The 11503-nt window shown below is 73.6% G+C and carries 9 protein-coding genes; 3 read left to right on the forward strand and 6 right to left on the reverse strand.

Annotation, left to right across the window (positions count from 1 at the left end; all coding sequences use genetic code 11):
• Positions 1-15 precede the first annotated feature (15 nt).
• The 4 genes from BJ959_RS10040 to BJ959_RS10055 all read right to left on the reverse strand — a co-directional run bounded on the left by BJ959_RS10040 (position 16) and on the right by BJ959_RS10055 (position 4547).
• Positions 16-513, reverse strand: a complete 498-nt coding sequence (locus tag BJ959_RS10040) for a hypothetical protein (RefSeq protein WP_153981481.1) — start codon at positions 511-513, stop codon at positions 16-18.
• Positions 514-619: 106 nt separating this feature from the next.
• On the reverse strand, positions 620-1870 hold the full coding sequence (locus BJ959_RS10045) for a hypothetical protein (RefSeq protein ID WP_153981480.1): 1251 nt from the start codon (positions 1868-1870) through the stop codon (positions 620-622).
• 136 nt (positions 1871-2006) lie between these two features.
• The gene (locus BJ959_RS10050; RefSeq protein WP_153981479.1) at positions 2007-3686 is read right to left on the reverse strand and encodes a phospho-sugar mutase; all 1680 of its coding nucleotides are present in this window, start codon (positions 3684-3686) and stop codon (positions 2007-2009) included.
• A gap of 27 nt (positions 3687-3713) precedes the next feature.
• Complete coding sequence (locus BJ959_RS10055) at positions 3714-4547, reverse strand: purine-nucleoside phosphorylase (RefSeq protein WP_153981478.1); 834 nt, start codon at positions 4545-4547, stop codon at positions 3714-3716.
• 79 nt (positions 4548-4626) lie between these two features.
• Between BJ959_RS10055 and BJ959_RS10060 the strand changes: the two genes are divergently transcribed.
• Positions 4627-6066, forward strand: a complete 1440-nt coding sequence (locus tag BJ959_RS10060) for an NAD(P)H-quinone dehydrogenase (protein ID WP_153981477.1) — start codon at positions 4627-4629, stop codon at positions 6064-6066.
• A 301-nt stretch (positions 6067-6367) separates the two neighbouring features.
• The gene (locus BJ959_RS10065; protein WP_153981476.1) at positions 6368-7327 is read left to right on the forward strand and encodes a hypothetical protein; all 960 of its coding nucleotides are present in this window, start codon (positions 6368-6370) and stop codon (positions 7325-7327) included.
• Between the two features lie 235 nt (positions 7328-7562).
• Here the strand turns inward: BJ959_RS10065 and BJ959_RS10070 are convergent, their stop codons facing one another.
• Positions 7563-9338, reverse strand: coding sequence for an acetyl/propionyl/methylcrotonyl-CoA carboxylase subunit alpha (locus BJ959_RS10070; RefSeq protein ID WP_153981475.1), 1776 nt, complete (start codon positions 9336-9338; stop codon positions 7563-7565).
• A 104-nt stretch (positions 9339-9442) separates the two neighbouring features.
• Positions 9443-10105, reverse strand: coding sequence for a Maf family protein (locus BJ959_RS10075; RefSeq protein ID WP_153981474.1), 663 nt, complete (start codon positions 10103-10105; stop codon positions 9443-9445).
• Between the two features lie 109 nt (positions 10106-10214).
• Here BJ959_RS10075 and BJ959_RS10080 point away from each other — a divergent pair, with 109 nt between their 5' ends.
• Complete coding sequence (locus tag BJ959_RS10080) at positions 10215-11462, forward strand: class I SAM-dependent RNA methyltransferase (RefSeq protein WP_153981473.1); 1248 nt, start codon at positions 10215-10217, stop codon at positions 11460-11462.
• The last annotated feature ends 41 nt before the right edge of the window (positions 11463-11503 follow it).

The raw sequence follows: 11503 nt of genomic DNA on the forward strand, positions 1-11503 counted from the left end.
GGCTCGGCGCCGGGCTCAGTCCTCCGCGGCGCGCCCGCGGCCGATCAGCAGCGCCACCGCGACGCCGAGGGCGGCGAGCGGGGCCACGTACGGCGCGAACGCGTAGAGCGCGAGCCCGACCAGCAGGCCGACCCCGGCCGCGACGGCGACCCGGCGCCCCGTGCTGACCGCGCTCTGGGCGAGCGGCAGCACGGCGTAGGCGGCGAAGCCGGCGCCGATCGCCGTCGTCGCGAGCAGCAGGTAGGGCACGAGCTGCGGGGAGAGCCCCGGAAGGTTCGAGAGTACCGCGAGCGGTGCCGCGGCGGCCTCGACGGCGAGGGCGGCGGGCCGGACCAGCAGCACGAGGTAGGCCACGAGCATCGCCCACGCCGGCACCGCCCGCGCTCCGATGACCGCGTGCGTCGCCCGCAGCAGCGGCAGGAACCCCAGGAAGCCGAGCACGCTGCCCCCGAGCAGCGCCCGGATCAGCGTCATCTGGTCGGTCTCGACCGTCAGCAGTGAGGGGATCAGCACGCTGCCGACGAGCATCATCCCGAGGGCGACGAACGCCCAGACGGCGCCCTCCCGACGACGGGGGCCGCGGCGAGGCGGGCGAGGAGCCCGGAGGCGGGGGAGTCGGTCATCGGTGCACCTTCCTGCGCACGGCGATGAGCGTGGTGACGACGGCGGCGAAGGCGAGCACGAGCGCACCGCTCGGCAGCACGACGAGCAGCCAGACGACGGCGGTCGTCACCGCGAGCATGACGGCGGTGCCCGTGCGCGCATCCCGCGCCCGGCGCGCGATGAGGGCCGTCACGACCGCGAGGGCGACCGCCTGCACGAGCAGGGCGATCGGCACGACCGGGTCGACGGGAGCGGTGAGCATCGCGACCGAGGCGGCCACCAGGAACCCGCTCGCGACCGCGAGCGCCTCGCGCATGCCGCTCGCCACGCGCAGCAGCACCGCCGACTGCACGAGCAGCGGCACCGCCCCGAGGGATGCGAGCGCGAAGCCCTGCCCGGCGACCAGCAGCCCGACCTCGGCCGCGGTCGTCCCGGCAGCCCAGGCCAGGGCGACGATCAGCACGGCGCCGAGGCCCAGCCAGAGCGATGCCCGCCGCTCGCCCGGCGACCACGGCAGCAGCGGGCGCGGCGTGCGCGCGACGGGCGGCAGCCCGGGCAGCCCGCGCACGCCGATGCCGCGCTCGCCCTGCTCGACCTCCCGCCGGGCACGCTCGGCGAGCTCGCGTTCGGTGCGGGCGCCGCGCGCCCGGTCGAGGATCCCGATGCCGACGGCCCCCGCCATGACGAGCGCCGGGCTGATGCCCGCGACCATGAACGGCAGGGCGATGCCCGCGCCCGCGATCCCCGCCCACACGTGCGCGACCATCGGGTCGACGTAGGGCCGGATCAGCACGACCGCGGAGGCGGAGGCGGCCGCGGTTGCCACTGCGACTACCACGCCGACCTGCAGGTCGATGATGCCGATCGGGCGTGCGGGTCCGATCGTGAGCAGGGTCAGCACCCCGACGGCGGCGAGCGCGCTCGCGATCGCCATCACGACGGCCGCGGCGGCCGCGGGGCGGGAGAGCCGGTCGGATCCGCGACGGTTGTAGAGCATCCCGAGCCCGACCGCGGCCAGGATCACGGCGATGGTCGTCGGCAGCGACTGGAGCGCCGCGATGCGCTGGAGCTCGGCGAGGAGCGCCTCGTCGACCGTGTCGCGACCGGGCTCGCCGAGCGGGCCATACGGGTTTGGAAGCGGCAGCAGGTTGAGGGCGCCGATCACCCGTCCGGATGCCCAGCTCAGCAGCGCCAGGAACCACAGCACGACGACCGGAGTCGGCAGCAGAGGCCGCCGCGCGGTCGGGTCGGGCGTCGTGTCTGCCACCCTCCCACCTTACGGGGGCGTGCTGTTCGCAACTCAGGCTGTGTGCACAGTGAAGACCGGTTCACCCGTCGTCGGCCGCACCTCTGCCTGAGTTGCGAACACAGACGGCCGCGGGCGACAGTGGTCGGGCTCGGTGTCAGACGATCAGGGCGCGCATGCCGCCCTCGAGCGCGGCCACCTGGGCCGCCGCGGCCGCCCGACGCTCGTCGACCGAGCCGGTCTCGCTCGAGGCGTCGATGTAGACCTTGACCTTGGGCTCGGTGCCGCTCGGCCGCACGATGACGCGCGCGCCGCCGTGCATCCAGAACCGCAGGATGTCGCTCGGTGGGAAGACCCCGAAGCCGCCCGAGAAGTCGTCAACCTGGCTGACCCGCACCCCGCCGACCTCGGCGGGCGGGTTGTCGCGCAGGGCCGCCATGATGGCGCCGATGCGGCTCAGGTCGGTGACCCGCAGCGACACCTGGGCGCTCGCGAACGCGCCGAAGCGCTCGTCGAAGTCGCGCTGGTGCTCGGCGAGGGTGCGGCCGGCCGCCTTCAGCTCGCCGGCGAGGGCGAGGAGGTCGACGGCGGCCGAGATGCCGTCCTTGTCGCGCACCTTCTCGGGGTCGACGAGGTAGCCGAGGGCCTCCTCGTAGCCGTAGCCGAGGCCGCCGACCCGCGAGATCCACTTGAAGCCGGTGAGGGTGTCGCTGTAGCTCACGCCGTAGGCGTTCGCGACCGCCGACAGGGCGGGGGAGGAGACCAGCGACGCCGCGAACTTCGCCTGGCGCTCCTCACGCTGCAGGCGCTCGGCGGCGCGCCAGCCGAGCAGCGCGCCGACCTCGTTGCCGGTCAGGCGGCGCCAGCCCTCGGGGGCGCTGTCGTCGGGGATCGCGACCGCGAGCCGGTCGGCGTCGGGGTCGTTCGCGATGATCAGCTCGGCCCCGGCGGCGCGCGCCGTCGCGAACGCGAGGTCCATGGCGCCCGGCTCTTCCGGGTTCGGGAAGGCGACGGTCGGGAACGCGCCGTCGGGCTCGATCTGCTCGGCCACCACGGTCGGCTCGCCGAGCCCGGCGGCGGCGAAGACGCGCTGCGCGACCTCCCACCCGACGCCGTGCAGGGCCGTGTAGACGAAGCGCACCGGATCGATGACCGGCGACTCGGCCGTGCGGGGCACCAGCGCAGCCGTGCGCGCCACGTAGGCGTCGATGACGCTCTCGTCGGCGAGGTCGAAGGCAGTCGAGCGGGGAAGCTCGCCGACCACGCTCGTGTCGGCCACGGCGAGGATCGCCTGGTGGATCGCCTCGTCGGTCGGCGCGACGATCTGCGAGCCGCCGTCGCGGCCACCGAGGTACACCTTGTAGCCGTTGTCCCGCGGCGGGTTGTGGCTCGCCGTGACCATGACGCCGGCGCTCACCCCGAGGTGCCGCACGGCGAAGGCCAGCAGGGGCGTCGGCAGGGCGCGCGGCAGCAGCACGACGCGCACGCCGGCCCCGGCCATCAGCTCGGCCGAGTCGCGCGCGAACACGTCGCTGTTCACGCGGCCGTCGTACCCGATGACCACCGAAGCGTTCTCGTCGCGGTCGAGCAGCCAGCGGGCGAATCCGGTCGCGGCCTGGGAGACGAGCACCCGGTTCATGCGGTTCGAGCCCGCACCGAGCTCACCCCGCAGGCCCGCGGTGCCGAACGTCAGGCGGGTGTCGAAGCGGTCGCGGAGGGCATCCATCGCCGCCGCATCGCCCGCCTCGGCCGCGGGGATCAGCGCCGCGAGCTCGGCGCGGGTCTCCGGGTCGGGGTCCTGCTCGAGCCACGACTTGGCCTGGTCGAGAGTGGTCATGACGGTCTCCTTGCGCAGACGGCGGAACTACAGCTTCGCGACGATGCGGGCCAGCAGGGCGCTGATCACCGGCTCGGCATCCTTGCCCGCCTGGATCACCTCGGCGTGGCTGAGCGGCTCGGGCGAGATGCCCGCGGCGAGGTTGGTGATGAGCGAGAGGCCCAGCACCTCCATGCCGGCCTGGCGCGCGGCGATAGCCTCGAGGGCCGTCGACATGCCGACGATGTGGCCGCCCATCGCCTTCGCCATCTGCACTTCGGCGGGCGTCTCGTAGTGCGGGCCGCGGAACTGCACGTACACGCCCTCGTCGAGGCCCGGGTCGACCTCGTGGGCGAGGTCGCGCAGGCGCTGGGCGTACAGATCGGTCAGGTCGATGAACGTCGCGCCCTCGAGCGGCGAGTTCGCCGTCAGGTTCAGGTGGTCGCTGATCAGCACCGGCGTGCCGGGCTTCCAGTGCTCCTTGATGCCGCCGGCGCCGTTGGTGAGGATCATGACGGAGGCGCCGGCCGCGGCCGCGGTGCGCACCGAGTGCACCACGCGCCGCACGCCGTGGTTCTCGTAGTAGTGAGTGCGGGCGCCGATGACGAGGGCGCGCTTGCCGCTCGGCAGCAGGATCGACCGCAGCGTGCCGACGTGCCCCTCGAGGGCGGGCTTGCTGAAGCCGGCGATCTCGGTGGCCGGGATGGTGTGCGTCGTCTCGCCGATCAGGTCGGCGGCCTTCGCCCAGCCCGAGCCGAGCGTCAGGGCGATGTCGTGGCGCTCGACACCGGTCGCCTCGGCCAGCTGCGCGGCCGCCTGGGCGGCGATGGCGAAGGGGTCGGCGTGCGGGTCGTCGAGCGGGTTCGAGGCAGTGTGCGACATGCCAGCCAGCCTACTTCCGCGCTCTCTGCCGCGCTGTCTCCTGCTCGAATGAGGGGCCGGATGCGGAAGGATGGTCAGCATGACGACACTGTTCGACCGCAAGCAGCGCATCGCCGTTCTCGGTGGAGGCCCCGGCGGCTACGAGGCCGCGCTGGCCGGCGCGCAGCTCGGCGCCGAGGTGACCCTCGTCGAGCGCTCCGGGGTCGGCGGCTCGGCGGTGCTCACCGACGTCGTGCCCTCGAAGACCCTCATCGCGACCGCGGAGGCCGCGGGCGCCATCGGCGGCGCGGGCGAGCTGGGCGTGCAGTTCTTCGCGCGCGGCGAGGGCGGTCGGGCCGTCAAGCCCGAGCTCGCCGTCAACCTCGCCCAGGTCAACAAGCGCGTGCTGCGCCTCGCGCAGGAGCAGAGCGACGACATGCGCGAGCAGCTCATCGACGCCGGGGTGCGGATCATCGTCGGCGAGGGGCGCCTCGACGGGCCGCAGCGCGTCGTCGTCTCGACCGGGCAGGGCAAGAAGCGCACCGACTTCGACCAGGTCGACGCCGACACGGTCATCGTCGCCGTCGGCGCCTCGCCCCGCGAGCTGCCGAGCGCGCAGCCCGACGGCGAGCGCATCCTCACCTGGACCCAGCTGTACCGCCTCGACACCGTGCCCGAGCACATCATCGTCGTCGGCTCGGGCGTCACCGGCGCCGAGTTCGCCTCCGCCTACCGGGCCCTCGGTGCGCAGGTCACGCTCGTGTCGAGCCGCGACCAGGTGCTGCCGGGGGAGGACGCCGATGCCGCGCAGGTGATCGAGACGGTCTTCCGCCGCAACGGCATGACGGTGCTCTCGAAGAGCCGCGCCGACTCGGTGGTGCGCAGCGCCGACGGCGTGGTCGTGACGCTCGCCGACGGGCGCGTGATCGAGGGCTCGCACTGCCTCATGGCGGTCGGCTCGATCCCCAACACCGCGGGCATCGGGCTCGAGGATGCGGGGGTCCAGCTGACCGCATCCGGCCACATCGCCGTCAACAAGGTGGCCCGCACCTCGATGCCGAGCGTCTACGCGGTCGGCGACTGCAGCGACTCGTTGCCGCTGGCCTCCGTCGCCTCGATGCAGGGCCGCACCGCGGTCTACCACGCGATGGGCGACGCGGTCACGCCGCTCACCCTGCGCAACGTGACGTCGAACATCTTCACGGCGCCGGAGATCGCCACGGTCGGCTTCTCGCAGAAGCAGATCGAGGAGGGCGCCACGCGCGGCGTCGTGCACAAGCTCATGCTCGAGACCAACCCGCGGGCGAAGATGCAGGGCGTCAGCGACGGCTTCATCAAGCTGTTCGCGGCCCGCACCTCCGGCACGGTCATCGGCGGCGTCGTGGTGGCGCCGCGCGCGTCCGAGCTGATCCTGCCGGTCGCGCTCGCCGTGGAGCACCGCCTGACCGTCGATCAGCTGGCCCGCGCCTACTCGGTGTACCCGTCGCTGTCGGGCGGCATCACGGATGCGGCGCGCGCGATGCACGTCGGCCGCGACTAGCCCGCCCGCGCGCGGCGCGGGTTGCCCGCCCGCCGCGCACCTCGCGCGGCGCGCACCCCGCGCGGCGCGCACCTCGCGCGGCGCCCACCTCGCGCGGCGCGCACCTCGCGCGGCGCGCACCTCGCGCGGACGTGCTCTGTCGGCGATGAGTGCGAACGTTCGCCGTCATCGCCAGCGCGTCGCGTCCGCGCTGCCGTGCAATCCCGCTCGCCGCTCCTCCCCTCGTCCGTGACCGCGGCGACAGCCCTCCGGCACCGCGCGGTCGTCATCATCCTGTCCAGGCCTCGGCGACACTCCGCGCATGCGCTCCCTCGACCATTACCTCTCCGACTCCCATCTCCTCCGCCTCTCTCAGGTCGACGACCTGGGCGACCGCAGCCGCCTCTACCGCGACCTCGCCGCTCGCCTCTACCACCGGGTTGCCCGCGGTGTCCTTGTGCCTGCGTCGACGTGGGCCGAACTCGACGATGACGCTCGCTACCGACTGCGGGTCCGCGCAGTCGCCGAACGGATGCCCGGCGACGAGCTCGTCGCCCACCTGTCGGCGGCGGCACTCTGGCGCCTGCCGATGATCGAGCCGTGGCCCGACCGCGTCCACACGCTCGGGCCGCCCATCGGCGGGGGTCGCTCCACCGTCGAGCGCTCTCGTCGCACCGGAGCGCCCGACGAGCATCCCGTGGTGATCGCGGGCATTCCGACCACCTCGCTGGCGCGGACCGTCATCGACATCAGTCGCACAGAGTCGCTCGAGGTCGCCGTGACGGTCGCCGATGCCGCCCTGCGTCGGATCGAGCATCCCCGCCCGGGAATTCCGCGCGAGGGAGCAACGCGGGCGGATCTCGAGCGAGAGCTTCAGCGAATCCCTCCGTGTCATGGTGAGCGGCGCGCCGCTCGTGTGGTGAGTCTGGCCGATGGGCGAGCGCACCTTCCCGGAGAGTCGCTCAGCCGTCTCACGATGATGCGGTTGGGGGTTCCCCTGCCGGTGCTGCAGCACCGCATCATCAGTGTCACCGGACGGGTCTACGACCTCGACTTCTACTGGCCCGGGCAGAACATCGGAGCGGAGTTCGACGGCAGGGCGAAGTACCTCGACCCGCGCTACCGCAACGGTCGGACGGCAGAGCAGGTCGTCTACGACGAGAAGGTGCGGGAAGACGAGGTACGTCTCGAGCTCAGCGGCTTCGGCCGGTGGGACTGGGCCGTCGCCCGCTCGCCGCGCCTCCTCGAAGCGAAACTGCGCCACATCGGTCTGCGCTGGTGAGACGGGGTGCAGCGATTCGGACGCGAGTGCGCCTCGCCGAGGCCGTCCGCAGCCTCCCGCGCCAGAGCCCGGGCCCGAGCTCGCGCCTGTGCCCGCGCCCGGACCAGGTCTGTCGGCGATGAGCGCGAACGTTCGTCGTCAGGGCTGACGCCCCGGCTCTTGGCTGCGGGCACGGCCGCCCGTCCGGCTGCGCGCACGGGAGCGCGGGGTGGGAGGGCGCGCGGGCCGCACCGCGCTAGTCGACGATGCTGAGCAGCACGTGGCCCGAGGCCACGGTGTCGCCGACGGCCGCGCCGATGCCGCTGATGGTGCCGTCACGGTGCGCGGTGATCGGCTGCTCCATCTTCATGGCCTCGAGCACGACCACCAGGTCGCCCGCGACGACCGTGTCGCCCTCGGCGACAGCGAGCTTCACGACTGTGGCCTGCATCGGGCTCTTCACCGCGTCGCCCGAGGCCCCGGCCGCGACGCGCGAGCCGCCGCGGCGCGACGGGGGCGCGGCGAGCGCGGTCTGCGCGCGAGCACCGGATGCGGGGGCCAGGCTGTCCGGCAGCGACACCTCGAGGCGCTTGCCGGCGACCTCGACCACCACGGTGTGGCGCGGGGCGGGGGCCGCGAGCGGCTCGGCGAGCGAGCCGCTCCACGGCTCGAGCTGGTTGTCGAACTCGGTCTCGATCCAGCGCGTGTACACGCTGAACGGCGCGCCGTCGGCGGGCGCGAAGGCCGGGTCATCGACGATCGCGCGGTGGAAGGGCAGCACGGTCGGCAGGCCGGCGATCTCGAACTCGGCGAGGGCGCGGCGCGAGCGCTCGAGGGCGTCCTCGCGCGTCTTGCCGGTGACGATGAGCTTCGCGAGCAGCGAGTCGAAGGCGCCGGAGATCACGTCGCCCGTGGTGACGCCCGAGTCGACGCGCACGCCGGGGCCGCCGGGGAAGCGCAGGGCGTGCACCGGGCCGGGCATGGGCAGGAAGTTCAGGCCCGGGTCCTCGCCGTTGATGCGGAACTCGAACGAGTGCCCGTGCGCGACGGGGTCGTCGTAGCCGATCGGCTCGCCCTCGGCGAGGCGGAACTGCTCGCGGACGAGGTCGATGCCGGTGACCTCCTCCGACACCGGGTGCTCGACCTGGAGGCGGGTGTTGACTTCCAGGAACGACACGGTGCCGTCGGCGCCGATGAGGAACTCGCAGGTGCCGGCGCCGAGGTACCCGACCTCCTTGAGGATCGCCTTCGACGACGAGTAGAGCAGCTCGATCTGCTCGGGGGTGAGGAACGGCGCGGGGGCCTCCTCGACGAGCTTCTGGTGGCGGCGCTGCAGCGAGCAGTCGCGCGTCGAGATGACGACGACGGTGCCGTGCGCATCCGCGAGGCACTGGGTCTCGACGTGGCGCGGCTTGTCGAGGTACTTCTCGACGAAGCACTCCCCGCGGCCGAACGCGGCGACCGCCTCGCGGGTGGCCGACTCGAACAGCTCCGGGATCTCCTCGCGCGTGCGGGCGACCTTCAGGCCGCGGCCGCCGCCGCCGAAGGCGGCTTTGATGGCGACGGGCAGCCCGTGCTCGTCGACGAAGGCAAGCACCTCGTCGGCGCCGCTGACGGGGTTCAGGGTGCCGGGAGCGAGCGGCGCGCCGACCTTCTCGGCGATGTGTCGGGCACTGACCTTGTCGCCCAGCTTCTCGATCGCCTCAGGGGAGGGCCCGATCCAGATCAGGCCCGCATCGATCACGGCGCGGGCGAAGTCGGCGTTCTCGGCGAGGAACCCGTAGCCCGGGTGCACCGCGTTCGCTCCGGACCGCCGGGCGACGCTGAGCAGCTTGTCGATCACGAGGTACGTCTCGGCGCTCGTCGACCCGTTGAGCGCGTAGGCCTCGTCGGCGAGGCGCACGTGGCGGGCATCCCGGTCTTGGTCGGCGTAGACGGCGACGGTGGCGATGCCGGCGTCGCGGGCGGCGCGGATGACGCGGACGGCGATCTCGCCACGGTTGGCGATGAGGATCTTCGTGATGCGGGCCATGGTTCCCCAGCCTAGGGGTGCGCCGGGTGCCCCGGTTTGGCGGTGCGCCACAAAAGGAGGGCCGGGGCGTTATCGGTTCCGCCGATGGGCGGGAGGGGACCGGGTCAGCGGTTCCAGAGATCCGTCCAGCGGCCGCCGAGCTCGTGCACGAGCTTGCGCAGCAGCGGCACCGACAGGCCGACGACCGTGTGGGGGTCGCCCTCGATGCGATCGATGAAGCCGGCGCCCTTCGAATCGATGGTGAACGCTCCGGCGACGCGCAGGGGCTCGCCCGTGGCGATGTAGGCGTCGATCTCGGCCGTCTCGATGTCGTCGGCGAAGTGCACGACGGCGCTGGAGGCGCGCCCGACCGTGCCGCGCACGGAGCCGCCGCGGTGGTCGATGAGCCAGTGTCCCGAGTGCAGCACACCGCTGCGCCCGCGCTGCACGAGCCAGCGCTCGCGCGCGACGTGCTCCTCGTGCGGCTTGCCGTACACGGTGCCGTCGAGCTCGAACGCCGAGTCGCCGCCGAGGATGAACCCGTCGATGTCGGTCGGCGCGAGGCCCGCGCCGACGAGCACGGCCGGGTCGAGGCCCGCCTCGGCCTTCAGCCGCGCCAGCAGCTGCACCATCTCGGCGGCCGGCAGACGGCCGTCGGGATGCGCGCTCTCAGCCGCGGCGACCGCCGCCTCCTCATCGACCCCGGGCGCGAAGGCGACCGGCTCGATGCCGACCGCGCGCAGGGTGGCCAGCCGGGCGGGGGAGGTCGAGGCGAGATACAGGCGCACGGTGCGATGCTACGGCGGTGTTCGCAACTCAGGCTGTACCCGCCGATGTGACGCAGTACCCGCGCACGCAGGGCCGTCGAGCATGAGGAGCGAACCCTAGGCTGGGCCCATGGGTGAGAACGTGGGCCGCGAGATCGAGCTGACCGTTGACCGCATCGCGCACGGGGGCATCGCCGTCGGGCGGCTCGATGGGCGGGTGGTGTTCGTCTCCGACGCGATCCCCGGCGAGACGGTGCGGGCGCGCGTGAGCGACGACCGCAAGAAGAGCTTCTGGCGCGCCGACACGGTCGCGGTGCTCGAGGCGAGCGAGCACCGTCGCGAGCACGTCTGGGCGGCCGCCTCGCTCGACCGCGACCCGCGCGGGCGCGTCGGCGGCGCCGAGTTCGGCCACATCGCCCTCGCCCACCAGCGCGAGCTGAAGCGCCAGGTGCTCGCCGAGGCGCTGCAGCGGCAGGCGGGCCTCGGCCCCGACGACCTGCCGAACCCGCTCGCCGTCGACGCCCTGCCGGGCGACACCGCGGCGAACGGCCTCGGCTGGCGCACGCGCATCCGCCTGCACGTCGACCCGCAGGGCCGGCTCGGACCGATGGCGTCCCGCTCGCACACGGTGATCCCGGTGACGGATGCGCCTCTCGCGACGCCCGCCGTGCAGGCCGCGATCCCCTTCGCCGAGCGGTTCACCGGTCTCGGAACCCTCGACGTGCTCGCGCCGACCGTGGGCGAACCGCGCCTGGTGATCGGCGAGCAGAAGCCGAGCGTGATCCGCGAGGTGGTCGGCGAGCGCGAGTTCCAGCTCGACGACACGGGCTTCTGGCAGGTGCACCGGGCCGCGCCGGTGGCCCTGACCGCCGCGGTGCAGGAGGCCATCGACCCCACCGTGTTCGACCCGCGCGCCGACAACCTCGACCTCTACGGCGGTGTCGGTCTGCTCGCCGCAGCGGTGGCCGACCGCTTCGGCCCCGCCACCCGCATCACGAGCGTCGAGTCCGACGAGCGCGCCACCGACCACGCCAGCGAGAACCTCGCCGAGTGGGTGGGTGCCTCGGCCGAGACCGGGCGCGTCGACCGCTGGCTGCGCACGCTCGACAGCGGCGCCTCGGAGGCCGACCGCGCTCGGCTGCGGGCGGCCACGGTCGTGCTCGACCCGCCGCGCTCGGGAGCGGGCGGCGAGGTCATGCAGCTGCTCGGGCGCCTGGCCCCCGCGCAGCTCGTCTACGTCGCCTGCGACCCCGTGGCGCTCGCGCGCGATGTGGCGCTCGCCGCGGAGCACGGGTATCGGCTGGTGGGCATCCGGGGTCTCGATCTGTTCCCGCACACGCACCACGTCGAGGCGGTCGCGACGCTCGTGCGCACCTGAGCGCCCGGCGAGCCGCGCCCCCCGTTCGGGGTGACTCCATC

Origin of the sequence: Microcella frigidaquae, assembly GCF_014200395.1 — a bacterium.
Lineage (GTDB): Bacteria > Actinomycetota > Actinomycetes > Actinomycetales > Microbacteriaceae > Microcella > Microcella frigidaquae.

Bases quoted from the DNA above. Each gene is read 5' to 3' on its own strand.
- BJ959_RS10070 (WP_153981475.1), bottom strand. From the start codon at position 9,338: ATGGCCCGCATCACGAAGATCCTCATCGCCAACCGTGGCGAGATCGCC.
- BJ959_RS10060 (WP_153981477.1), top strand. From the start codon at position 4,627: ATGACGACACTGTTCGACCGCAAGCAGCGCATCGCCGTTCTCGGTGGA.
- BJ959_RS10065 (WP_153981476.1), top strand. From the start codon at position 6,368: ATGCGCTCCCTCGACCATTACCTCTCCGACTCCCATCTCCTCCGCCTC.
- BJ959_RS10055 (WP_153981478.1), bottom strand. From the start codon at position 4,547: ATGTCGCACACTGCCTCGAACCCGCTCGACGACCCGCACGCCGACCCC.
- BJ959_RS10080 (WP_153981473.1), top strand. From the start codon at position 10,215: ATGGGTGAGAACGTGGGCCGCGAGATCGAGCTGACCGTTGACCGCATC.
- BJ959_RS10050 (WP_153981479.1), bottom strand. From the start codon at position 3,686: ATGACCACTCTCGACCAGGCCAAGTCGTGGCTCGAGCAGGACCCCGAC.